Raw genomic sequence first — 25,666 nt, 5'->3', positions numbered from 1 at the left:
TGACGAAGCTTTCCTCTGAATTTATTTTTTTGCTTTTCGAAGTAGGGGTTTCCCTTTTTATATGTGTTGATTCTTTATAAAGCATAAAAAAAAAGAATTTAGGCAAGATGGGAAATGGAGTATTTCAATCAGTTACATCTTTTTCGTGGGTGTCATTATGTTTATTATTTGCCTGAATGTTACTTTTGCATGAGTAGTATTGATGCATTTATTGTATTAGTACCAGAAATCTATTCCACGATATGAACCTTTAATAATAAAAGTTTCTGGCTTTTCATTCTAATAGATTCAGCCAGAAGTATTTTTAGAATAAATAATAAACGATGAGAAAAATTAGATTAATTACAACCCTTCTTTTACTTCTTGTTTCTCTTGGATTGTCCGCTCAAAAATGGACAGCTAAAGAAGCACCGTTAATGACAAAATTTGCCAAGGATGTTGATCCTGAAAATGTGCTGCCAGAGTATCCGCGACCTCAAATGGTTCGTGAAAGCTGGATGAACCTGAATGGTTTATGGCAGTTTCAACCCGGAACATGGGAAAACGAACGATTTCCCAGAAAAGATCTTTCCGGAACAATTTTGGTTCCTTTTGCTGTAGAGTCAGCACTTTCAGGTGTGATGGAAAAGCACGAGAGACTGTGGTACCGCCGCAAATTCACCATCCCCGCTGACTGGAAAGGCCAGCGTGTATTGATTCACTTTGGTGCGGTTGACTACATGAGCGAAGTTTTTATCAATGGAAAGAGCGTAGGAACACACCAGGGAGGATATGATCCATTCACCTTCGATATTACTGATCAGTTGATTAGTGGCGAGCAAATAATTACGGTAAAGGTTTATGATCCAACTGTTAAGGAAGGCTACCCACGTGGAAAACAAACCTTGAATAATGAGGGAATCATGTACACCTCTACAACTGGTATTTGGCAAACTGTATGGTTGGAGCCTGTGCCGGAAGAACGCATTGTTGATTTTAGAATGATCCCCGATATTGACAAGTCAGTATTGAACCTTTCTGTAAATTGTACAGGCGGACAATACTTAACGTATACTGCTGAAGTTAAAGATGGTAATACAGTTGTTGCAACCGTAACCAGCAAGCCTTTAGCTCCAACGGAGATTAAAATTAAGAATCCAAAACTTTGGTCACCAAACAGTCCATTCCTTTATGACATGACCATTACCTTGAAAAATGGTGATGAGGTGGTTGATAAAGTTGATACCTATTTTGGGATGCGGAAAATTGCTCTTGGGTTTGATGGCAAATTTCACCGTATGTATTTGAACAACGAGTTTGTTTTCCAAATGGGACCATTGGATCAGGGATTTTGGCCTGATGGTTTATACACTGCACCAACTGACGAAGCCTTGCGTTACGACCTGGAGAAGACCAAAGAGCTTGGCTTTAACATGACCAGAAAACACATTAAAGTTGAACCTGCCCGCTGGTATTATTGGGCCGATAAATTAGGCTTAATGGTATGGCAGGATATGCCTTCACCTAACTCATATACATGGGGAACTCCTCCTCCAAACAAGGAAGCATTTGGCAACGAACTAATGCGCATGGTGGAAACTCACTGGAATTATCCTAGTATTGTGATGTGGGTCATCTTTAATGAATCACAAGCACAGCATGATACTAAAAAGTATGTGGCGATGGTAAAAGGGATGGACCCATCAAGATTGGTGAATCAAGCCAGTGGCGGCACCCATGTTGGAGCAGGGGACGTACTTGACTATCACGCTTACCCACCACCAACCAGTCCTCAAAGTGCTTATCAGGCTACAGCTTGTGGTGAATACGGCGGTATCGGTTATTCAATTGAAGGACACATTTGGAATCCGGATGACCTGATGCAATATATTACCATGGAGAATGAAGAGGAATACATTAAGTTGTATGACGATTTTACAACCATGTTAACCAAGTTCAAAACTAATAAAGGACTAAGTGCAGCGGTTTATACGGAGATCACTGATGTGGAAATTGAGATGAATGGTATTATGACCTATGACCGGGTTCTGAAGGTTGATCCTCAATTAATCTATAAGTCAAATCAGAAAGTGATTAACGAAGAAATGTATGAATACATTTACGACGTATTGCCAACTGCAGAAACCGTTAAAAAGGAGTGGCAATATACATTGTCTGCTCCTGCTGATGGCTGGATGAAAAAGGATTTCGATGCATCTTCATGGAAAACTGGTAAAGCTGGCTTCGGATCAGCGAATACACCTGGCGCTTATCTTGGAACAGAGTGGACGACCAATCAAATTTGGATTCGTCAGGAGTTTGAATTAGGTGACCTTTCTAAAATTGATATGAGCAAGCTGGTGTTGCGTGTGCATCACGATGAAGATTGCGATGTATATATTAATGGTGTGAAAGCTGCCGCAATTCCAAGATGGTCTTCCGACTATGTAAATGTTGAAATTTCAGCAGAAGCGAAGGAAGCGTTGGTTATGAACGGGAAAAATACCATTGCTATTCATTGTAACCAAACAACCGGAGGGCAGTTTATTGATGCCGGATTGTCAATCATTGCCAAGGATAAACCACTTTCAGAAAAAGTCTTAAAAGGAATTATGCTGAAGTAGTTTCGTAGTAAATAATATTTCAAGTCCTGTCAATAATTATTGGCAGGACTTTTTTTATTGGATATTTTGATTTTGCCTGAAAACATAAGTAGTAAAATTTGTAGACCAGCACTAAAAAACAATATTGTTTGCTATCTGGGTAAGTTCAAAAGTTGAATTGTAAAATAAGAAACCTACCCATTGAATGATCACTGGATTGTTTCTTAGCCTCTCAGCCGTTTACTTTGTTACCACTCGTTTTTATTAATTTGTCAACTTCTTCAGTGCGTTCATTATAGACTTTTTTGAGCTTGGAATAGGAGCGGAATAATCAGCGACACTATCTTTTTTGTCAATTGAAGTGAAAGGTCAACCATCAAATAAATACTGGTCATTCCAACAAAAAATCAAGTTTTTCCAGCATAAATACGGGCATTTTCAGCTTTTTTTTGAGTTTTTCCAGCAATTTTGGTGACATTTTCAACAAAAAAGCGACTCATTCCAACACTTTCAGTAGCCATTCCATACTTTAGAGGGAGTGTTCATTAACTGTGTCCGCTGTTTTTTTAGTTCTTAAAGTTTTAGGGAGCACTGTCTCCTGTTATTATCGTTTCTCACGCTAGCGCGGATTTGTAACTCGTGGTTTTTTTGCAATCTTATTATTGATTACAAAATTGAATTTCTTTATCACAGAATCCAATTGAAGAAGTTTTGGATTTTCTGCTGGAACATAACATTTTAAGCAACCACAAGTCATTTCTTACCCGCTTAGCCGTTGATCGGCTTAGCGGATTTTACATTAACTTAAATCTAGGCTACATAATTAATGATTAAGTTTTATTTTATTAACTTGTGAACTTAATTTCAAAATAAACACATGCCCCCTAATCAATGCAATTAGAATATTGGTTACAAAAGGTATACATACTAAACCCAAAATGGAAATATTAAATACCTATGGTTGACATATATACTAATTAGGTGCAATTTTGGCTTGCCGAGAAATGAGCTGACTAATAATAGATAGTATTAAATGAGCGAACTACAAAAATATAACTTTGATAGAATTTATGGATTAATAGACCTAATTGAAGGTAATGTTAATGCTGAAACCGCATTTTGGAATTTCAGTTATGATTACTTCATAGAACATTCAGTCAAATTCCAGAAAGAGACTTTACTTCATCAATATATTGTTATAACTGCCTTAAATAATTATAGAAGAGATTTTAGAAAAAGTACAGATTGGTATGAAGAAGAAGGTGCTTTAGATTTTTGGTATGAAAAATTTCAAGAAAACAACATTAGTATACCAAAATATAAATTCAAAAAAGGATATGATGCATACAAATGGTTTCTAAGGCATGAAAAGAAATTTGAACAACTATATGAAAATTTAGCAAATGATGCTTTTTACATACTTTTCAATAATCGAAATTTCCTCTTGAAATTTAATAAAATTGTTGCGGAGTCTGTGTCTGATTTAAGCTCAAAATATCCCAAAAAGGATGTTACTCAGAAAGGCACAATAAAAAGGAAAAATATTCCTACTTGGGTTAAAAATGCTGTTTTTCATAGAGACAAAGGGAGATGTGTATTTTGCAATACAGACTTGACAAATTTAGTAAACACTTTAACTGTTAAAAATTTCGATCATATTGTTCCACTAGATTTGTATGGTGCAAATGACCCTTGTAATATTCAATTAAGTTGTGAAAAATGCAATAAATCAAAAAGTAATAAAGAGCCAGATACATCTGACAAATACTATACTTGGTGGTAAATAAAAAAAGCACCTAACAAAAAATATAGTGCATTTGGTAGATGGTGGTTACAATGAGGATGCTAGTTATAAATAAACATAGAAGCAAATTGATAGTTTGGTGCGATGAAATACCAAACGCACCATATTCAAACCGTTAGCGGTAATTATGAAAATCTGACGATGAAAAAAATTATTTACATATCATTATTTGGCACTATTCTGTTTTTAGTATCGTGTATGACAACGGAAAAGAAAAGTACTGTGTCAGAGAATCAGCTTGAGCAGACATTAATGTTAACACAACAAATTTTTCAACATTATACTACCTATTTGACGAGTAAGGATACGAACGAGATAAATACTTCAGCAAAACTGCTTCTCGAGACACTGAACGATTTGAGTAAAATAAACTATGATACTAACAATCCTCTTCAACTTCAGTGTCATTATGAATTTGACAGTGCTAGTGTCGCACTAGGTGGGGTTTATCTGGGTTCACAAAAATTAGGAATAGCATGGAATGTTCAAATTGATTCATTTCTAAACGTAACAAATAGTCGTTTGAAAATTATTAATTATGAGGAATTAATGAAAAATAGCAACCGCTAACAATTTGTAATATGGCAGGCGGGGGTTTCAGCGGTCTGACAAGTCAGACCTTTTGCCCACTTTCCTGCGGGTCTGACAGGATTTCTCTTCGAAATCCTGCCCCGACAAGATGTACCAACCGTTATAGGCAATTAAAAAAAATGAGACATACTATAGGAATATTTATACTAACCTTGCTTATCTCATGCTCTACAGTAAGAGAAAATGAAGTGGGAGTAATTCTTGACTCTAAAACAACAGAAGTAAAAAGAACCATTAATGGTCCAAAATCAGTACTTGTCCCAAGGGATGCTATTTTAAAAACAATGGACAAATCAAAAATTGATACTGTTGATTTGAATTTTTTGACTAAGGATGGAAAGCAGCTAAGCAGAAAAATAAAATATAGTTATAGTATTAATCCCGAAAGGATTGATGAGTATTTACGATTCGTATTTTCAAGATATTCTGACATTCAAGAGATTAAAAAGAAATTAGACCACTCAGATTTGAGGGCAGCAACGAGAAATGCGTTTGGCAACTTTTATTTTAATGAATTTAAGATGCAGGAAATGCCTGAGGGTTGGTTAAACGAAGTTCAGAGACATTTACATGAAAACTATAGTATAAACAGTGCAGAAAATATAAAATGAAAAACTGCCTACAACATGTACCAACCGTCAGACTGTCTAAAAACCTTTTTGCAAGAGGAATTTATTCAGACTGTAATTTGTAATTTGAAACAGATATTGAAACGTCAGACCGTTAAAAATAGTTATTAGACAGACTGCCGTTATGCCCAATGTTAAACTGCATACCAATAAACACGATATTAAATGAAAATTGATATTCATGTACATACAAAAAAAACCAAATCAGGTGACTCAGAATTAAGAAATATTGATGTCGAGAGATTTGGAGATATTATTCGGTCTACCGAAGTGAAAATATTAGCAATAACTAACCACAATCATTTTGACTTAAATCAATACGAACAATTTAAGGAAGAAGTTGATGGAGCTTGTCAGATATGGGCAGGGATTGAATTGGACATAATTGAGAATGGGAAAAGAGCCCATCTTATAGTAATTGTTAATCCGTCTAATTCAAATGAATTTAATAATCGTGTGCAAAAATTACTTGAAGGAAAAACAGCCGATAATTTTACGATTTCTCTGAGTGAAACAGTTGATAATTTTGACTCATTAGACGCAATATACATTCCTCATTATTTTGTCAAAAAACCTAGCTTAGGTAACGACGAAGTCGAGATATTGTTGAGTTTAGTTTCGAATAAAAAAAGAGTTTTAAAAGAAGCCACCAACTCAATCTCTGCGGGAATTTATATAAGCCATGGGCATGACTCTATTTATGGTTCTGACGTTCACAATTGGAATGACTATATTAATATTTCTCAGGATTTACCAGACCTTAGGTTACCAGTAGAAAGCTTTGAACAATTCTGTCTTCTTTTAGAAAAGGATGATGCCACAATTCAAACATTACTAGACAAAAAAACTAAAGAGAATATAGAACTTACGCCATTCACGTTGGCTGAACAGATAAAACTTGACATTTACAACGATATCAACATTATTTTTGGGTCAAAAGGAACAGGTAAAACTGAAATTCTTAAAGCATTATCAAAACATTATAATGACAAAGGTTACAAAACCAGTGTTTATGAGTCAAACTCAAAACATCTGAATGATGTCTATAATCTCAAAGGTTCAGAATTTACAATTAACCTGACTGATTTTGATATTGAAGACTGTACAACTGAGTTTAAGTTAATAAAAGGAGCAACAGAGCAAGAAATAACAAGTATTAAAAAATATTTACTTCATTATTCAAATCAAGAAACAAACAAAATATCAAGAAAGATAAAAGTTAAAGATTTCACTAGTCTTGATGACTCTCAATCGACTCGAAAATTTGAAGAAATAAAAGAAATATTGATTGATTTTAGAAGATTCAATGATGATGTTGGGGAAAATGAGAATATTGAAGAAATAATTGGCTCGGATTTATTAAGTGAATTACTCGATGTCTTAGAGAGAATACTGGGCAAGCTCAGAACTGAATCGGAGAAAAGGTTGCTTGACTCTAAAATTATAATGATGTTTAATTCGCTGATAAGAATTTTTGTTTCCGAAATATCCAAGAAAACAGGTCAACCAGAAAAGCCAGTAGAAACTGGATTCTTCAAATATGCAAGTAACAGGATTAAAATAGAAAGGACAGTTAATAAAATTCTAAGCAATATTAGAAAAGTATTAACACCTCAATTGGATTATGTAGGCAACCTAGGAGACAAAGGAGAGTTATATTGTCAAACAAATATTCTTATCCAAGATGGAAGTATTATAAATCGAAATTTTTCACCTATTGAAAGAGTAAATAAAACACCACAAAAGGAGGTCGCAAGACATTTTGATTTAATTTCTAAACATATTTATTCAAATGAGTTATTTGTTAAAATAGCTGATTTAAATGCCATTGAAAGCTCTGAAACCATTGAGAGCATAAAGGATTTACTCCTATTTAATCGTCATTTTGTTGTGAATGGACAAATATATCAACCATCAAACGGAGAATCGTCAATGATTCTTTTGCATAATGAGCTTAAAAAGAATAAGGATATTTATCTAATAGACGAACCTGAGAAAAGCCTTGGAAACGACTACATAAATGATGTCATAGTTCCTTTATTGAAAGAAAGAGCACAACAGGGCAAGAAAGTGGTGATTGCGACTCATGATGCAAATATTGCAGTGCGAACTTTACCTTATAGCTCAATCTATAGGCAACACGATTTGAACAATTACTACACTTTCACTGGCAATCCTTTTACAAATAATCTTATTTGTAATACAAAAGATAAAGCAGATTTAGATTGGAAAAACATAAGTATGAAAACATTAGAGGGCGGAAGAGATGCCTTCGGAGAAAGAGGAAAAATATATGGAAACATTTAAAGCTTCAATAATTAGAGGTGACCAAAATACAATATTGGCACTAAATGTAGGAGATAATAGATATGATATTATTCTTACAGAGGATAATCCCAATGGTGTAAAAACTGTTTTCAACAGATTGTTGCAACAGTTGAAAAATGGAGTTTTTAATTTCGAATTGGAAGACTCAACTGAGGACTTATATTTTCATATTAGCAAGGAATATATAACCCAGTTAAATTCTGAGTTATCGAACGTTTATAATGAATTAAAGGACTATGAGTTACTAAATGAGTAGTACACTTAAAATAATCATAGGGATTTTATTACTTGCATATGGTCTATACTCCATCTTTAGTGGGATTAGAGGAAAATCATTAAAAGGAGTAATGGCTCCAGGAGATACTTATTTAAGTCGAAAATTACTTGGTAAAAAAGGGAGTAATATTTTTTGGAATTTATTATGGGGAACAGCAGAACTTGTTTTTGGGATTTTATTACTTCTTGGAAAATTTGACTAAAAATGAATAAAACACTGGGCATAACAAATTGTAAATTGCATTGCGGGGTTTGTGGTGTGTCGTACGCTGGATTCTCGTTTCGCAGTTCCGTGTCCTTCGGACAGGAACGCTCTTCGAAATCCGCAACGACAACTTACAAGTGACCGTCAGACTGTCTAAAAACCTTTTTGCAAGAGGAATTTATTCAGACTGTAATTTGTAATTTGAAACAGATATTGAAACGTCAGACCGTTAAAAATAGTTATTAGACAGACTGCCGTTACCACTAATTGTGAAAAGAAAAATGAGGACTTATACAATTGGATTAATACTATCTCTGATAATCTTTCCCTTATCAATATTTGCACAGACAAATGACAAATATGATAAGGAAGAAATTTCAGTAGTTTATCAGTTTTTGGACCGATTGATTGACGGAGAGAGATTTCGAAAACTGAATAAAAATGCCAATGATACTTTAATTATTTATTTCAACCCAACACTACAAAGTCGTCTTGAGAAAAATCCACTATTTGACAGAGATTATAAAACAAATGAATTAATCAAAAAATTAGAAGACAACAGACTAGCGAAAAGAGTAATAGACACAGTTCAAATTAAAAGTTTACAAGGAATTAAAATCCTTTTTGAGAGCGAACCAGATTTTAATAAAAGTAAATATTTATCGGACAAAGTAATTGGAACTCTTAACATTTCAAGGGTTAGCTTTAATAAAGAAATGACAGTAGGATATTTTTATTACAGTGTTTATTGTGGAGAAGATTGTGGTTGGGGAGACTTGATAAAAATTAAGAAAAAGAGTGGAGTTTGGGAAATAACAAAATATTTATCGTCCTGGGTTTCATGACAGATAAAAAAAACAACTAGTGGTAACAAATTGCAAATTGCATTGCGGGTGCAGTGGTGTGCGTTGTCTCTGCTCCTTTCTTGACCGTCTTCGTCCTACCGGACGCTGACGCTCTTCGAAATCCGCAACGACAACTTGCAAGTGACCGTCAGACTGTCTAAAAACCTTTTTGCAAGAGGAATTTATTCAGACTGTAATTTGTAATTTGAAACAGATATTGAAACGTCATACCGTTAAAAATAGTTATTAGACAGACTGCCGTTACCAGTAATTTATATACATTAACAATGAAAAAAACAACAATAATTAATCTAACCATCCTAAATTTATTTATAACCTTTTTTATTATTTCTTGCCAGGTACCTGCCAAGGAAAAAATTAGAACAATATCAGGCAAGATCATTACTAAGTCTGAAGTAGACACTTTCATTAAGAAACAACAGGATTCACTGGATATTAAAGGAATTTCAATAGCAATAATAAATGATGGGTACGTTGTTTATAATACCGCCATCGGTATAGCTAATAGCAAGACAATGGAAAAGGTTAATGATCAAACTCTTTTTGAAGCAGCTTCTATTTCAAAGCCAGTATTTGCATGGTTCGTAATGAAACAAGTTGAGAAAGGATTAATTGATCTTGACACGCCATTATTTGAATATATGCCTTACGAAGACATTGATTACGATGACAGATATAAACTAATTACAGCGAGAATGGTGTTAAGTCATACATCAGGATTTCCAAACTGGCGGTGGTTTAATCCTGATCAAAAACTTGACATCAAATTTCAACCAGGTGAACGATTTTCCTATTCAGGTGAAGGCTACTTATACTTATCAAAAGTTATAGCTAATCTGAACGGCTTAAACCTTTCAAATCTTGATAGTTTGTTCCAACAGGAAGTGGCAATTCCTTTAGAAATGGAACATGCGGACTTTGTGATGAACGATTATATTGAAAAGCATTTGGCAAAAGCTCACGTAGGAGATAGTATTGTTTATGCAGATTACTATGACAGAACCCAATTTTCTGCAGCTGGCGGATTACATACGGAAGCAATTAACTATTCCAAATTCATTATAGCCGTTATGAATAATGTGGGTTTAAAAAAGGAAAGCTATGATGACATGCTTAAGGAACAAGTTAAAATTCCTGATGAAATGAGAAATAAGATCAGTGAGTCTGGTTGGGGGCTTGGGTTTGCCATATCGAATACAAACAATGGGACAACATACTCCCATGGAGGTAATAATTTGGGTTATACATCCGGATTTAGATTTAACAAAGAGAAAAAAATAGGATATGTTTTCTTAACGAATAGTGGAAACAAAAATGCCTTTGATATTGCAATGAATAAATTTTTATTAGAAGACTAAAACAACTACTGGTAGCACGCAATAAAAAACATAGGGCATAAGGGGATATATTAGAAGGATATAACAGTTAACAAACAGCTTGGTAACTTGACAGGTAGGTGCTTCGAAATGCCCTACGTTTATTATTGCCAACCGTTATGTGCCAAATAAAAGGAGCAACCAGACAGATAAACCTTAATTAATAGAATGGATGAAAGTAATTGGTATTATTTGTATTATAGCAACTTCAATTGTATTTAATTCTTGCAAAGAGAAAAACACCGCTCTATCCATTTTGCAAAAATCAATAAATTCAATCGATACGATTGAAACTGTTTTTTATAAACAAAATGTGGTAAGAACTAATCCTCGGAAATTAAATGATACTATTTATACATACCGGGAAATGTATTTTCAACGATTAAGTTCTGACTCTGTAGTAGGAGTAAAAGGACACTGGTACTTTTACAATGACGATAAAACCAAAATAACTTTTGAGGATGTTTATGATAGTGACAAGCTGATACGTAAAAATAATCAAGATAGTACAGCAGTTAGATATGATTTAATTAAATACCCTGAGTTTAAACAAACACATTTTTGGGGGCACAATACGCCCTATGCGATGCAATATGTATATAAACAGATATTGCAAAATATGGACTCATATAAGATTCAGAGATTAAATGATACTATTCTCAATAATACAGACTGCTATCAAATTATCATCAATTCTGAGAATAAAGGATCTTATCTTCCTGGCTTCAAGTATAAGCTCATAGACGTAGAAAATAATGGATCTGTCATTTTACTAAATATTGATAAATCAGATTATTATCCAATTAGAGTGAGAATGGAAGACTATAAAATAGACAATCCCAAAGAGAGATTCTTTATTGACCAACTATATTTTGATTTAAAGTTTAATTTTAAGATTGATGACAAAAAACAATTTAATACCTCAGATGAAATACTGAATGGATTTAAAATAATTGAAAAAACACCATAAATTCGGCACATAACAATGTGAATAAAACATGGCAGGGCTGGTGCGAACCGGCATCATTGCAGCTCGCTTCTACCGTGCTTGTCGTACCCACAATGACGCAACACGAAGACTGGTACGCTCCAGACATCAAACCGTTATGCCGCGCTATAAAGACCTAACTAATGGATAGATTGATAAAAAATATTGATAAGCAAATATTATTTAATCAGGATAAAAATATTGTTCTGAACAATATTGATTTGTTTCAATTCTCGGAGGAAACTATTGATTCTATATCTGGCATTAATAAATTAAGTCCTGATTCGAAAACACTCCTGATTGATTATGCAACTGATAAAGCTATTGAGGAATTTTGCAGAGTAAATCAATATTATTCTTTCAACTCAAAAGCTAAGAGTGATTTGAAGAAAATCTATTTAGAATTACTTGATAGTTGTAGCAATTTGACAGTTTCTGTTGAGACTGTTTCAAAAAAACATTACAATAAGCTGAAGAAATGGCTGCTAAATAATAATCCATTTGCTGAAAAAGTTTATGCAACCGCTGGTAAAAAGATAAATCCTGTAGCCTGTTCAGAATATAGTCAAGGTTTACAAATTGATTTGTTGAAAATTGACACTACGAATTTAACGCAGCCTGTTTTAGATATAGGTTGTGGAAAAAATGGATACTTGGTTAAGTATTTAGCAAATCAAGGAATTGATGTTCGTGGGATTGATAGATTTTCATTTTCTAATCCAAATTTTGTAACAGCAGATTGGTTGGAATACAAGTACGAAACAAAAAAGTGGGGGACGATAATCAGTAATTTAGGATTTACAAACCACTTTAATCATCATAATTTGAGAGAAGATGGGAAATATATTGAGTATGCAAAGACTTTTATGAATATTCTTCATTCCTTGAAAATCGGAGGAAAATTTCATTATGCTCCTGACTTACCATTTATTGAGAAATACCTTAATGATAGTCAGTTTTCAATTGAGAAACATGAATTAGAAGAGATAGAATTTAGAACGACAATAATAACAAGATTGAAATAAAGCACGACGTTACAACACTATATATACAAAATAGGCGTGATAGCAGTAATTTCAGGGGGTGTAGTCCGCTTTAAATTTTCACGGTTTGATAAATTTGAAGCCCGCAATCGTCTACTTAGGATATTCTCGCCGTAGGAAACTGAAAAATTCTATACCTGACTAAAAAAATTGAAATATGGCAACATTAATAGTAGGTGCAACTGGTGCTACCGGAAAACAATTGGTTGAACAATTATTGAGTATGGGACAAAAAGTCAAGGTGATAGTACGTCCTTCTGGAAAAATACCTGACACGTGGAAGAATAACGACAAGATATCAATAATCAAAGCCAATATATCAGAGATAAGTGTAAATGAAATGATGAATTATTTGATTGATTGCCAGTCAGTCGCTTCTTGTCTTGGTCATAATATTACGTTGAAGGGTATATTTGGAAAGCCGAGAAAATTAGTAACTGATGCCGTTAAATTGCTTTGTATTGCAATTCAGAAGAATTCACCCGATAAACCAGTCAGGTTTGCATTGATGAACACAACTGCGAACAGAAACAGAGATTTAAATGAGCCCATTTCAATTGGAGAAAAACTGGTAATGGGGCTGATTCGCTTTTTTGTACCACCACAGTCAGATAATGAAAAGGCAGCAGACTTTTTAAGAGTTAACATTGGGCAAAATAATAAATTGATTGAATGGGTAGCTGTTCGGCCAGATACATTAATTGATGAAGGTAATGTAACCGAATACGAGTTATACGCTTCACCAATAAGGAGTGCACTTTCTGATCCTGGTAAAACCAGCCGAATTAATGTTGGAAATTTTATGTCCAGGCTAATCGTAGAAACTGACTTGTGGAATAAATGGAAAGGGCAGATGCCAGTAATATATAATAAAGAAACATAGTTGCACGAAATCAATGGTCTACAAGATTGCCGTTAAACATATACCTAAACGTTAGCATCAGAGCAAAAGACAGTTTGGATATTCGAATAATAGTTGACTAATCATATAATGTGAAAGAAATGAAAAAAATAGGCTTATTAATTTTGCTTGTGTTAAGTTCGACAATTTGTTTTTGTCAAAGCTTTTCAAGAGAATGGGTAACAGATTCTCTATTTCGCAAACCGGAATCCGCACTTTTTGACCCTTCACAACAAATTGTTTATATCTCAAACATTAACGGTGAATATCTCGCAAAGGACGGAAATGGATTTATTTCCAGAATCAAAACAAATGGAGAAATAGCTTCCTTAAAATGGGTAGACGGACTGGATAATCCACAAGGCTTGGGTTTAGTTGGCAAAAAATTGTATGTGGCAGATATTAACCGGGTGGTTCAAATTAATACGGTTACGGCCAAAATTGAAAATGAATTTGTAGTTGATAGTGCAAAATTTTTTAATGATATCGCAACTGATTCAAACGGTGATATTTACATTTCGGATTGTTTTGGGAATAAGATTTACAAAATATCCGATGGAAAAATACACGTATGGCTTGATGCTGATTTTCTTTCAGAACCAAATGGATTGTTGTGTACAAGAGATAATGTCTTATTGCTTAATATGAAAGATAAAACCGCCTATGCTATAAATAAATTGACTAAGCAGTATCGTCAAATTTTTAGTGGAATTGATAATTTGGATGGTATTGTTAGTGATGGCAGAAACGGATTTTTCGTATCCGGAGCTTGGCAGGGGCAGATATTTCATGTCGATTCAGCTGGTAACAAAAAGCTAGTCATTGATGTAGGTGAAGAAAAAATCATTACAGCAGATATTGAATATATTGCTAATGAAAAGTTGTTGATCGTACCAACTTTAAATAGTACAGTAATTGGATATAGATTGGTAGAATGAAAAAGAGTTATTTAAACTGAATTGCGAACAATGAATGTAATACGATTGATTTTTTTAAGCTTGGTCAGCTTATACTTATTTTCATGTGGTAAAACGAAAGATTGTGCCTTGTGTTTTACTCCTCCTCAGGAACTAAACTTGAAAATAACCGATTATTCAACCGGTGCAGATTTGATTTTTAATCATTCGATTTCTCCAGATTCCATAGAGTTTTACTATTACCAAAATAATAGCAAGGTAACTTTGGAACATGAAACCCATCTGGATTCAACCAATTCGCGAGCAATAATAGTCTGCTGGGAAATAAGTTGGATGAGTCCCAATGGTATTAAAGATTTTTACCTGTATTTAGGAAATAGCGACACGGATACTTTGCAACTGGATATCGAGGAAAGAACAAACGATTGCTGCACCTATTTTGAATGGTTAGATTTTAAAATCAATGAAAATCAAATGGAGATTGACCCCAATGATTACCTTTATAACCTCAGAAAACAAACAACCCAGAATTGAAAACAAACACTTATGAAAAAGACTACCAAGAAGAATTTATTACTACTAGCCATTGTTGTCGTGGTGTTACTAAGTTTTACAAATGTATCCGTTGAAATATCCAATTCAAGTTCAAAAATGGTGAGCTATTCGCCCGCTTCGGTCAAGGGGGTGGATGAATTTCAACCTACTGAACTTTTCGATAAACCGTACGCCATTGTTTTTCATGGACTTGAGGGTGTGGGTAATAGTGCGAATAATATAACGGATTACATTATTGATGTTTATGTGGAAGAAGAAACTTCCATCGGGTATTTAGTTTACATGCCTTTTTATAAGCCCGTTAGCTATAGCTCAAAGGGAAACTATAAATGGAAGAATCCATTAAAGGTATTGGGTCATTTGGAAGATGTGCAGGAATGTGAAAATTTTGAACTGGATGCTGAGCTAAACATATTTGGATTGTGTTCAACCAAAAAAGCAAAACAAAAAATTCAACAAATGATTTCGAATAGTATTCAAAATCAGATTAGAAATGCCATTAAAAAGAAGTTAACACTTACCGATAAGAATTAAAGCTGGACTTTTCAAATTTCACTGCCCATTGAATTTGCAGTGTTTTGTAGTGGGGGAGTGTGTAATCAATATTATATTTGAAGTGAGGTAATTCAGGTTGCCTCACTTTATTTGAATAAACACTTGGTTGATGGGCATCAAAATAATTGAAGCAAAGTTGATACGAATTGGAAGCAAGTCAACTAATTTTTTCAATAGCTAAGAGCAAGCTTGGAAAAGACATTGTGAAAAAATTTAATTAACTTACATAACTGTCGGAAGTATAACTTTTAAAGAATTAATGGATAAAGCAATAACTCAGTTAAGCGATAATGACTCGAACCAGCGATTTCGGGATTTATTTGAGCACATTGCTATTGGTTTGACAATTTGCAATACGAAAGGTGAGTTTCTGAATGTGAACGAACCCTTTTGTAAATTAATGGGTTACACCAGAGCTGAATTGTTGACAATGTCATTCGCAGACATTACACATCCTGATGATTTAGCATCCGATTTAGCGCTGGTTCAGCAGTTACTTGATGGAGAAATTGATAACTACAAACTTGAAAAAAGATATAAGCGCAAAGATAATTCCGACGTTTGGGTCAATCTTTCTGTTTCTCTTGTTCGGGATAAGAATGATAAGCCTCACCTGTTTTTTGGTACCATTGAAGATATTAGTTTGCGAAAGGAAACAGAACTGGAACTTGAGCAAACAAAGCAAGATTGGAAGAATATTTTTCAAGCTATTAATCATCCGACTGCCCTTCTAGATAAAAACCATACAATTGTTGATATAAATGATGCAATCGTTAAGAGTAGTGGAAAAGCAAGGGAAGAAATAATTGGTTCGTCATGTTATAAAATATTTCATGGCGACAAAGCGGATTGTCCATCGAATGGATGCCCCATGCAAACCTTGTTAAAATCGGGTAAGGCTGAAACCTTTGAAATGGAAATGAAAGCCTTTAATGGTACTTTCCTTGTTTCATGCACTCCAATGTATGATGAAAAAGGAGAGCTTAAAAACATTATTCATATTGCTACCGATATCACCTATCTAAAGCAAATAGAACAAGCATTGACGGAAAGCGAATCCCGTTACCGGATACTGCTGGATTCTGCACCCGTTGGAATTGCTGTGCACTGTGAAGGAAAAGTTGTTTTTACCAATCAGGCAGCTTTGAAAATGTTTAAGGCTGATGCACCTGAAGATCTGATCGGTAAAACGATCACTGATATAATCCATCCATCCACGCTCAGCTCTACAATGGAGCTGATAAATCGAATAATGAAGGGGGAAAAAGGATTGTCCCCAGCTGTAGATAAATACATTTGCAAGGATGGCTCTGTAATCGATGTGAATGTGTATGCTTCTTCCATTGTTTACAAGGGAAAGCCGGCAGTACAGGTTGTCGTAATGGATCTAACTGAAACCAAAAAAATAAAAGACCGCCTGTTGGAATGGGAACGTAGATTTTCCAATATCATGAAAAGTGTTAACCTCGTTTCGATTATACTCGATACGAAGGCAAATATTACGTTCTGCAATCAATATTTTCTTGATTTAACTGGCTATAAATATGAGGAAGTAATTGGCAAAAACTGGTTTGAGTTATTTATTCCATCCGAAATAAATACTGAAGTCAAGGCTATTTTTGCTGAAGCTGTTAAAAATGATAATCTTACAGCAAATTACGAGAATGAAATTCAAACGAAAGAAGGAAAGAAAATTAGTATTTCGTGGACGAATACATTGCTTAAAGATTTTAATAATGAAGTTATTGGTGCTGCGAGTATTGGTGATAATGTTACTGAAAAGAAAAAAGCAACTGAAGAACTAAAAATATCGGAAGAAAAATTTTCAAAACTATTTCAATCCAGTCCTGATGCAATCATGTTGACGCGTCTGTCGGATGGTGTGATTACTGAAATTAATGAAAGTGTAGTGAAACTAACAGGCTACACAAAAGAAGAACTCATCGGGCATTCATCAATTACCCTTAATTTGTGGCTAGACCCCAAACAGCGGGATATTTATGCTGAACATTTACAAAAGAAGCAAAGAATAAACAATTTTGAAGCTTCCTTTCGAATGAAATCGGGAGAGATTAAGGTTGGAATGATATCGGGAGAGATTATTCAAATACAGAATGAAACTTACATCCTTGGAATTATTAGGGATATTACAGAGATTAAGAAATCAATTCTGGAAATTGAATCATCGGAAGAAAAGTTTTCAAAGTTATTTCAATCTAGTCCTGATGCAATTACACTCACTAAAAAATCAGACCGATTGATTGCTGACGTTAATCAAAGTGCCTGCGATATAACCGGATATTCCCGCGAGGAACTCATTGGCCAACCCATATTAAGTCTGAAGTTTTGGAAAAATGAAAAGGAACTGATTCAATATGCCACTCTATTACAGAAGTATAACCGTGTAACAAACTTTGAAGCAGAATTCAAAATGAAATCGGGTGATGTTAAAATCGGCTTGGTTTCAGGTGAAACGATTCATCTTCATGATGGCGATTATGTAATTGGGATCATTCGTGATATAACAATTCGCAAGAAATCGGAACAAGAAATTATCAAAAGAAACACGGAATATGCAGTTATCAATGAAGAGTTAACTGAAAGCCTTGGGCGAATTCAAAAGATCAATTCCGAATTGTCGATTGCGAAAATGAAGGCAGAGGAGAGTGATCGTCTTAAGACAGCATTTCTTCAAAATATGAGTCACGAAATTCGAACTCCATTAAATGCCATCATGGGATTTTCAGAGCTACTTCCAGATTCATTTGATGATAAAAAAACGTTGAATTACTTCACAACAATTATTAATCAACGGGGGAATGATCTTCTTGAAATAATCAACGATATCTTGGATATTGCAAAGATTGAGTCGGGACAAATGACATTGAACGAAAAAGAATGCAATCTGAGATATTTCTTTTCAGATATTGAAACGTTCTTTTCAGAATATCGGGCGAGGATGAATAAAAGCAATGTTGGATTCAGTATGAATGTGCAATGCTCTAACAGGGATGTTATCGTGTTTGTTGACTCTGGAAAATTGAAACAAATTCTGATGAATCTCATTATCAATGCTTTTAAATTCACCATTTCTGGTATGGTCGAGCTTGGCTGCAGCGTTGAAGATAATAGTCAATTATCCTTTTATGTACGCGATACAGGCATTGGCATTCCTAAAGAAAAGCAGTCCGAAATCTTCGACCGATTTAAGCAAGTGACGGTTGATAGATCGAAAATCTACGGTGGAACCGGCCTCGGGTTATCTATTGTAAAGGGACTATTGAATTTACTTGGTGGTGAAATATGGCTAGAGTCAGAACCAAATAAGGGAAGTACATTTTATTTTACAATACCTTTTAAAATAAACTCTTAGCTGTTGAGTGGAAATTGCAACGGATTTTTAAGCCCTAAGGGTTGACAGGATAGTAGGAGCTAAAAAAATATTATTTGCAAAATAAGTCTGTTATGAAAACACTGCTGATTTCCTATTCCTACACGGGGAACAACGAAAAAATCGCAATTGCACTTGCAAGCGAATTATCTGTAAAGCATATTCAACTTAAGGAAAAGAAACCAAGGAATAATTTTCGTATTTCATTGGATTTGATTTTTAACCGGTATCCAAAACTACAGCCAGCTGAATATCCTGTTGAAGATTTTGAACTGGTTGTATTTATCGGGCCGGTTTGGATGGGAATGGCTGCTTTCCCTTTCCGAACCTGTTTCAAAGTGGTAAAAGACAAGATCCAGAATTATGCTTATGTTTCAATAAGCGGAGGAGCAACTGGTCCCAACCCTCAACTCTCCGCGGACCTGCAGAAAAGAATGGGTAAATCACCCAAAGCTTTAATTAACCTCTACCTAAAAGATCTTTTTCCGAAAGATGCAGAGCCTACGCCAAAGGAAATAGATGCACATCAATTAAACCCAGAGGAGATCAAAAAATTGTCGGAGAAGATCGTAAGTGAATTGCGAGAAGCTTTAAGCAATTAACTTTTAATTTTGCATGCAAATAAAACTTTTGTGATGGTGCCAGGTGATAATAAAATAATTTACTACATAAAAAAATGGGTTGATATTTCTCAAGAAGATGAGGCCGTCATTTTATCTGCTTTTGAAACAACCTCTATTCGAAAGAAAAAAGACCTTCTGGTTCCTGGCAATGTGTGTAAATACTTGTATTTTATAACAAAAGGTTGTTTGCGATCTTATTATGTCGACTTAAAGGGAGTTGAACATATCTACCAAATTAGAATGGACAATAATTGGATTAGTGATCTGGAAAGCTTTTTTACACAGCGTCCTTCCAAATACTACATTGAATCATTGGAAGACTCTCAAATGCTTCGTATTTCACATGAACGAATAGAGCAGTTATATTTAGATCTTCCTAAGCTGGAGCGGTATTTTCGTATCTTGTTTCAAAAAGCCTATATCAATTCTTTAAAGCGGTTAAATGCAACAATGTGGGAATCTGCAGTGGATCGGTATAACGATATGCTGAAAGAGCAGCCGGATATGTTTCAGCGTGTCCCTCTGGTTTACATCGCATCTTATTTGGGGATCACTCCGGAAAGTCTGAGCCGGATACGGAAAAAAATATAGCATTTTATCAGGTTTCCAAAAGGTTCTGGTTTCTCCCAACTTATCATAGATCAATTTTATTTCTTAACATAGGTCAAGTGTAAACGCCCTTTGCTCAACATACCTTTGTATCAAATAATTGAAATGATAAAGAAATAAAAAAGTGAATTATGAAAACAATTAAATTGGTATTTGCGCTATTATTAGCAGTTAGTGTAACAACATTTGCACAGAAAAAAGAGGTTGAAGTTGAAAAGTCGGTTGTTAAGTGGACTGGAAATAAAATTGGTGGATCACATACAGGAGAGATTCAACTTGAAAATGGGTATTTAGAGTTCAATAATGATGAAATTATTAGAGGGAAAGTGGTGATTGATATGAATACAATTACAAACACTGATCTTCAAGATGCAGGCTACAACGAGAAGTTGGTAGGACACCTTAAATCTGACGATTTCTTTGGTGTAGAGAGTTATCCAACCTCAACTTTCGTGGTTACTGAGGCCAGTCAATTCAAGGATGGTAAAGCAACAGTATCGGGAACTATCACGATCAAGGGGAAGACAGAAAAAACATCATTCAACATTTTCAAGAATGGCAGCGATTATACTGCCCAGTTAAAGGTTGACCGATCTAAGTTTGATGTACGATATGGTTCAGGGTCATTCTTTGATAACCTTGGAGATAAGGCAATTGATGATATCTTCATCCTTGATGTAACACTATCATTAAATTAATTATTTAGGCTGTGTGGAAACATTTTAGGTATTGTGTATTTCTGATTAAATGGAGCGAAAAACATTTTTAAAAACAATTATGGCTGCGATGCCAGTAATTTTTACAGGGATGAAAGTAAATGCATTGAATAAATTAGCAGACTCATTGGTGAGTACACCGAAAATGCCGGTACTTTTTCTGGGACATGGTAGTCCTATGAATGCCATTGAAGAAAATGAATTTGTGCAGGGCTTCAGAAAAGTTTCTTCGGAAATTGAAACACCAAAAGCTATTATTGTTGTGTCAGCACATTGGGAAACTCATGGTACCAAAGTAACTGCTATGGCAAATCCTCCAACAATTCATGATTTTGGAGGGTTTCCACAGGAACTTTATGAGGTGGAATATCCAGCACCTGGAAATCCAGCACTTGCCAAAGAAACCCAAGATATGATAAAAAGTACCCATGTTCATCTGGATGATAGTTGGGGACTTGATCATGGAGCGTGGTCGGTTATTCGGCACATGTATCCGAATGCCAATGTACCGGTAATTCAACTCAGCCTGGATCATAAAAAGAGTCCCGCGGAACATTACGAATCGGCAAAAGAACTAAGCCGTTTACGTGAAAAAGGAATTCTTATTGTTGGAAGTGGAAATTTGGTTCATAATCTACGAATGGTAGATTGGCGAAGATTGAATGACAACTATGCTTATGACTGGGCGTTGGAAGCAACTAGCAAGATGAATACATATATATTAAATAGTGACCACGAGAACTTGATCAACTATTCCAGGCAGGGACGAGAATTTCAGTTGTCGATCCCAACGCCTGAACACTATTTACCTTTACTTTATACGCTTGCGCTACAAGATAAAAGAGATGAGGTGAAATTATTTAATAATCTGCCTGTTGGTGGTTCGTTGTCAATGACATCTGTTAAAATTGGGTGAAATAATAATTTTAGAAGTTTTGAAGGATATTCAGTCTAGTTATTAGTGGCCGTTTGAATCGTTAAGATGAAATCAATAGTTATTTATTTATCGCAAAATTACGTCGAGAAACTTCTATGTCATTCATATTTGTTTTTGCCCATTTTACTAATTCATTCAGGTGAGGTATCAGCGTTTTTCCACGTGTCGTTAAGTTATACTCAACCTTTGGAGGTATTTGTGGGTAAACGGTCCGTTTAATCAGACCATCTCCTTCGAGGGACTTGAGTGTTACCGTAAGCATTTTTTGAGAGATAGATTCGATGTATTTATGAATTTCATTAAAACGCAAAACAGGTTCTTCATTTAAAAGCAAAAGAACAAGCATTGACCATTTATCACCAAATCGGTCCAATACGTTTCTTATTGGGCAGTCTTGAAGATTACTAAATTTTTCTATAATATTTTCTTTCATAAATGCCTGATAATTAATAAATCTAACTTTTGTGTAAGTGTCACACCTTTTTGTAAGTTCTTGTAAGAATTATACTTACTATTTACCTTTGACTTACCAAAAGTAATTAATATACCAAAAGTAATCAAGTGATAATTAAAAATTATAAAAAATGAAAATAGCAGTAACAGGAGCAACGGGCCAATTAGGCCGTTTAGTCGTAACAGAACTAAAGAAAAGAATTTCAGATGAGAACATTGTAGCTTTAGCCCGTAATACCGAAAAAGCAGCAGATTTAGGAGTGGAAGTGCGAGCGTTTGATTATTCGAAGCAGGAACAATTAGCAGAGGCACTTGTAGGCATTGATAATCTGGTATTAATTTCAAGTAGCGAAATTGGACAGCGAGCCAGCCAACATTCAAATGTGATTGAAGCTGCAAAAAAAGTTGGTGTAAAGTGGATTGTTTATACAAGTTTGCTGCATGCAGACAATACAACATTGAACCTCGCTGGAGAGCATTTAGCAACGGAAGAGGCCTTGAAAGAATCAGGTATTGAATACACAATCCTCAGGAATGGGTGGTATACAGAAAATTACACTGGTTCTATAGAAGGAGCATTGGCAGGTGGTGCGTTTATTGGCAGCGCTGGCGATGGTAAAATTTCTTCAGCAGCACGCATTGATTTTGCAGAAGCAGCAGCGGTTGTCGTCACCGAAGAAACTCACAAAGGGAAGGTTTATGAATTGGCTGGTGACAAGTTTTACACATTGGCAGAGTTAGCTGGCGAAATCTCAAAGCAGACTGGAAAAAATATTCCGTTTAAAAATTTGCCGGAATCTGAATATGCCAAAATACTTTCAAGTTTTGGAATACCTGAGGGATTTTCAAATGCAATAGCCAGCTGGGATGTTAGCGCTTCAAAAGGAGATTTGTTTGATGATGGTCAACAGCTTTCAATGTTGATAGGAAGGCCAACTACATCCATGGCAGCATCTGTGAAAGATGCTGTAAATAAGCATCATGTCTAAAGTAGAATGGGTTCAAATCTGCTTACAATACGCCTAAAACGGGTGTAAGTAAGCAGATTTGTATTATTATATCCTTATGAAAGTATGAATAAGATAAGAATAGGCTTTGCAAGGCGTGGTTCAGTGAATTGTAAACGTGAAGTATTTATCCATTTGGCCGGATGACGTTATTCATTAATAGTTAGAATACATACGCTCACAATATCTGGGTGACAAATTTCAAAGTGGGATCAGTTGGTCATTCAATTTTCCCACTTGGCCTCGGGGTACTATGATTTTAAACTATTCGTTATTGAACTATTTAATCGGTCTAAAATATAGCGAGTAAATGAGTAGAAAAATATATATTCACATTTTATCATACAATTTCACTCCTTTTTTTTGAAAATAACATTTAAAGTATGAAATATTCACTATTTATTGGGTTGATCGTTCTCATAACTTTGTCATGTAATAGTAAAAAAACATATGAAAATATTGCACTGAATAAATCTGATGTTCATGAATCGGTTTGGGAACCGGAAGTTGGCTATCCTCATGCTAGTTCAAGTAGTGAATATGAAATGCAGTCATGTTTTTTTGCACTCAATGCTATTAATGGTGATACAATTAACAATGGACACGGCCCTGATTTTCCTTCCTGGGGACCAGATAAAGTTGCTGAACTTTGGTGGAATGTTGATTTTGGGCACGAGTATGAAGTAAATAAAGTTGTTATCTATATTCGTGCAGACTTCCCTCACGATGACTATTGGAATTCAGCAAACTTAGTTTTTTCAAATGGCGAAATTATTCCTATAAAAATCACAAAATCTGCTAAAAAACAAGAATTTAAATTCTCTCCACAAACTACCAGTTCCATAACAATATCAAATTTGGAGGAAACACCTCCTCTGGGATGGTGTTCCTTTACTGAAGTCGAAGTTTGGGGGTACAAATAAATTTTGCATCTAAGCTTGATAAAAGTCTAACTAATATAGCAAGGCTTTATAAAATGGGGACGGTTTGAAATAGTATGACAGGATGCGTTCATTTATGACCACTCCCGTTTGAGTTTGTCGCGGTGGTTTTCTCCCCAATCGCTGAGGGCATTTAAAATTTCCTGAATGGATTTGCTGTATTCGGTGGCAACATATTCCACAACAACAGGAGAGTCGGTATAGACTTTACGTTCTACAAAGCCAGTCATCTCTAATTCTTTTAATTCTCTCGACAACATTTTTGCAGATATTCCGATGGCTCTTTGTATATCATTAAAGCGCTTATACCCTTCGCGTAAAGCAATAATTATTTTCAATTTCCATTTTCCGCCAATGGCATATAACGCATCATCCACGGCTTGCAGCTTCATTTTACAGGTTTTGATTTTTTCGACCCCTTCCATAATTGTTTGAATTAAAGATGACTAACATATAGGTAACTACTTACCTTTTGTAAAGTACTAACAATAGTATAGTAATATAGTTTAAATTTGTTGTGAAAACAATTAAAGAAGTAAAGCATAAAAACAATCAAAGCAATGCAACGGGTATCTAATGCCATTATTGGAGTGATGATGGTACTTTCAGCATACTCATATCGTAATTTATTAACTCTTAAAAGTATGCAAGTATGAAAAATATATTACATATTATTTCAGGATTGAATGAGGATAGCTCATTTAGTGTGAAACTGGGAAATGCCCTTATTGAAAAGCTTAAGGAAACATACCCAGGAAGCGAGGTAATAGTTAGAAATCTTGCTAAGGAGCAATTGCCACATTTGCAGAAGGAGAACCTGATTGCATTTTCTACTCCAACGGATAATCAAACGAAAGAACAGTTCGAAGCGGTGAATAAGTCGGAAGAAGCAATTCAGCAGTTGCTTGATGCGGACATCATTGTAATAGGTGCACCCATGTATAATTTCGGAATTTCCTCAGCTCTAAAAGCATGGATTGATCATATAGCAAGGGTAGGAGTCACTTTTCGATATACTGAAAATGGCCCTGAAGGAATGGTGAAAGACAAGAAGGTTTATATCGCCATGGCAACAGGTGGATTTTATTCGCAGGGTGAGATGCAATCGTATGATTTTGTTTCGCCCTACCTCAAAACAGTTTTGGGATTTCTAGGGATGACAGATGTTGAGGTGGTACTTGCCGAAGGAACCTCGATTAATGATACAAAGGAACAAGCTGTGAAAAAAGCGTTAGATGTTGTGTCTGTTTAAAAATGACAACAAGAAGGGGATGAATTGTTTGTTTTTAAAGAATGAAAAGAGGCTGTCTCAAAAGAGATGGCCTCTTTTTATTTTCAGCGAAGAGTGGGAAAAAGATTGAAAGTTATCAATC

General features: G+C 34.9%; 25 protein-coding genes. 23 read left to right on the top strand and 2 right to left on the bottom strand.

All coding sequences use genetic code 11. The features are described from left to right. Positions 1-323 precede the first annotated feature (323 nt). The 20 genes from ACUNWD_RS08850 to ygiD all read left to right on the top strand — a co-directional run bounded on the left by ACUNWD_RS08850 (position 324) and on the right by ygiD (position 21,871). Positions 324-2,603 carry a glycoside hydrolase family 2 protein gene (locus ACUNWD_RS08850; protein WP_445587436.1) on the top strand — a complete coding sequence of 760 codons (2,280 nt, stop codon included), beginning with the start codon at positions 324-326 and terminating at the stop codon, positions 2,601-2,603. A gap of 1,012 nt (positions 2,604-3,615) precedes the next feature. Then, on the top strand, positions 3,616-4,365 hold the full coding sequence (locus ACUNWD_RS08845) for an HNH endonuclease (RefSeq protein ID WP_445587435.1): 750 nt from the start codon (positions 3,616-3,618) through the stop codon (positions 4,363-4,365). 162 nt (positions 4,366-4,527) lie between these two features. Beyond that, positions 4,528-4,956: a hypothetical protein gene (locus tag ACUNWD_RS08840; RefSeq protein ID WP_445587434.1), complete on the top strand. Its 429-nt coding sequence runs from the start codon at positions 4,528-4,530 to the stop codon at positions 4,954-4,956. A gap of 140 nt (positions 4,957-5,096) precedes the next feature. After that, entirely contained in the window at positions 5,097-5,588 is a 492-nt protein-coding gene (locus ACUNWD_RS08835; RefSeq protein WP_445587433.1) for a hypothetical protein, read from the top strand. Positions 5,589-5,771: 183 nt separating this feature from the next. Continuing rightward, the gene (locus ACUNWD_RS08830; protein ID WP_445587432.1) at positions 5,772-7,913 is read left to right on the top strand and encodes a hypothetical protein; all 2,142 of its coding nucleotides are present in this window, start codon (positions 5,772-5,774) and stop codon (positions 7,911-7,913) included. Then, entirely contained in the window at positions 7,900-8,190 is a 291-nt protein-coding gene (locus ACUNWD_RS08825) for a hypothetical protein (protein WP_445587431.1), read from the top strand. The genes ACUNWD_RS08830 and ACUNWD_RS08825 overlap by 14 nt, the downstream gene beginning before the upstream one ends. After that, positions 8,183-8,413: a hypothetical protein gene (locus ACUNWD_RS08820; RefSeq protein ID WP_445587430.1), complete on the top strand. Its 231-nt coding sequence runs from the start codon at positions 8,183-8,185 to the stop codon at positions 8,411-8,413. The genes ACUNWD_RS08825 and ACUNWD_RS08820 overlap by 8 nt, the downstream gene beginning before the upstream one ends. Before the next feature lie 271 nt (positions 8,414-8,684). Beyond that, on the top strand, positions 8,685-9,260 hold the full coding sequence (locus ACUNWD_RS08815) for a hypothetical protein (RefSeq protein ID WP_445587429.1): 576 nt from the start codon (positions 8,685-8,687) through the stop codon (positions 9,258-9,260). 287 nt (positions 9,261-9,547) lie between these two features. Next, on the top strand, positions 9,548-10,639 hold the full coding sequence (locus ACUNWD_RS08810) for a serine hydrolase domain-containing protein (protein WP_445587428.1): 1,092 nt from the start codon (positions 9,548-9,550) through the stop codon (positions 10,637-10,639). A 190-nt stretch (positions 10,640-10,829) separates the two neighbouring features. Further along, the gene (locus tag ACUNWD_RS08805; protein WP_445587427.1) at positions 10,830-11,627 is read left to right on the top strand and encodes a hypothetical protein; all 798 of its coding nucleotides are present in this window, start codon (positions 10,830-10,832) and stop codon (positions 11,625-11,627) included. Between the two features lie 161 nt (positions 11,628-11,788). Beyond that, positions 11,789-12,670 carry a class I SAM-dependent methyltransferase gene (locus tag ACUNWD_RS08800; RefSeq protein WP_445587426.1) on the top strand — a complete coding sequence of 294 codons (882 nt, stop codon included), beginning with the start codon at positions 11,789-11,791 and terminating at the stop codon, positions 12,668-12,670. 175 nt (positions 12,671-12,845) lie between these two features. Beyond that, positions 12,846-13,571 (top strand): NAD(P)H-binding protein, encoded by a 726-nt coding sequence (locus ACUNWD_RS08795; RefSeq protein WP_445587425.1) that lies wholly within the window; start codon positions 12,846-12,848, stop codon positions 13,569-13,571. A 119-nt stretch (positions 13,572-13,690) separates the two neighbouring features. After that, on the top strand, positions 13,691-14,527 hold the full coding sequence (locus ACUNWD_RS08790; RefSeq protein WP_445587424.1) for an SMP-30/gluconolactonase/LRE family protein: 837 nt from the start codon (positions 13,691-13,693) through the stop codon (positions 14,525-14,527). Positions 14,528-14,557: 30 nt separating this feature from the next. After that, complete coding sequence (locus ACUNWD_RS08785) at positions 14,558-15,040, top strand: hypothetical protein (RefSeq protein WP_445587423.1); 483 nt, start codon at positions 14,558-14,560, stop codon at positions 15,038-15,040. A gap of 12 nt (positions 15,041-15,052) precedes the next feature. After that, positions 15,053-15,595: a hypothetical protein gene (locus ACUNWD_RS08780; protein ID WP_445587422.1), complete on the top strand. Its 543-nt coding sequence runs from the start codon at positions 15,053-15,055 to the stop codon at positions 15,593-15,595. Between the two features lie 280 nt (positions 15,596-15,875). Next, positions 15,876-18,989, top strand: coding sequence for a PAS domain S-box protein (locus tag ACUNWD_RS08775; RefSeq protein WP_445587421.1), 3,114 nt, complete (start codon positions 15,876-15,878; stop codon positions 18,987-18,989). A gap of 92 nt (positions 18,990-19,081) precedes the next feature. Beyond that, positions 19,082-19,609 carry a flavodoxin family protein gene (locus tag ACUNWD_RS08770; protein ID WP_445587420.1) on the top strand — a complete coding sequence of 176 codons (528 nt, stop codon included), beginning with the start codon at positions 19,082-19,084 and terminating at the stop codon, positions 19,607-19,609. A gap of 9 nt (positions 19,610-19,618) precedes the next feature. Further along, entirely contained in the window at positions 19,619-20,221 is a 603-nt protein-coding gene (locus tag ACUNWD_RS08765) for a Crp/Fnr family transcriptional regulator (protein WP_445587419.1), read from the top strand. 149 nt (positions 20,222-20,370) lie between these two features. Continuing rightward, the gene (locus ACUNWD_RS08760) at positions 20,371-20,937 is read left to right on the top strand and encodes a YceI family protein (RefSeq protein ID WP_445587418.1); all 567 of its coding nucleotides are present in this window, start codon (positions 20,371-20,373) and stop codon (positions 20,935-20,937) included. 49 nt (positions 20,938-20,986) lie between these two features. After that, positions 20,987-21,871 carry a 4,5-DOPA-extradiol-dioxygenase gene (gene ygiD / locus ACUNWD_RS08755; protein ID WP_445587417.1) on the top strand — a complete coding sequence of 295 codons (885 nt, stop codon included), beginning with the start codon at positions 20,987-20,989 and terminating at the stop codon, positions 21,869-21,871. A gap of 79 nt (positions 21,872-21,950) precedes the next feature. Here the strand turns inward: ygiD and ACUNWD_RS08750 are convergent, their stop codons facing one another. Beyond that, positions 21,951-22,325 carry a winged helix-turn-helix transcriptional regulator gene (locus ACUNWD_RS08750; protein ID WP_445587416.1) on the bottom strand — a complete coding sequence of 125 codons (375 nt, stop codon included), beginning with the start codon at positions 22,323-22,325 and terminating at the stop codon, positions 21,951-21,953. A gap of 151 nt (positions 22,326-22,476) precedes the next feature. Between ACUNWD_RS08750 and ACUNWD_RS08745 the strand changes: the two genes are divergently transcribed. Beyond that, positions 22,477-23,334: an SDR family oxidoreductase gene (locus ACUNWD_RS08745; protein WP_445587415.1), complete on the top strand. Its 858-nt coding sequence runs from the start codon at positions 22,477-22,479 to the stop codon at positions 23,332-23,334. A 401-nt stretch (positions 23,335-23,735) separates the two neighbouring features. Continuing rightward, positions 23,736-24,275 (top strand): discoidin domain-containing protein, encoded by a 540-nt coding sequence (locus tag ACUNWD_RS08740; protein ID WP_445587414.1) that lies wholly within the window; start codon positions 23,736-23,738, stop codon positions 24,273-24,275. Between the two features lie 92 nt (positions 24,276-24,367). On the opposite strand, the gene ACUNWD_RS08735 is transcribed toward ACUNWD_RS08740, so the two are convergent. Beyond that, positions 24,368-24,685: a winged helix-turn-helix transcriptional regulator gene (locus ACUNWD_RS08735; protein WP_445587413.1), complete on the bottom strand. Its 318-nt coding sequence runs from the start codon at positions 24,683-24,685 to the stop codon at positions 24,368-24,370. A 260-nt stretch (positions 24,686-24,945) separates the two neighbouring features. Between ACUNWD_RS08735 and ACUNWD_RS08730 the strand changes: the two genes are divergently transcribed. Then, positions 24,946-25,545 carry an FMN-dependent NADH-azoreductase gene (locus ACUNWD_RS08730; protein WP_445587412.1) on the top strand — a complete coding sequence of 200 codons (600 nt, stop codon included), beginning with the start codon at positions 24,946-24,948 and terminating at the stop codon, positions 25,543-25,545. Positions 25,546-25,666: the final 121 nt, after the last annotated feature.

This window comes from Sunxiuqinia sp. A32 (assembly GCF_052690465.1).
This window is presented reverse-complemented; position numbering and strand designations above follow the sequence as displayed.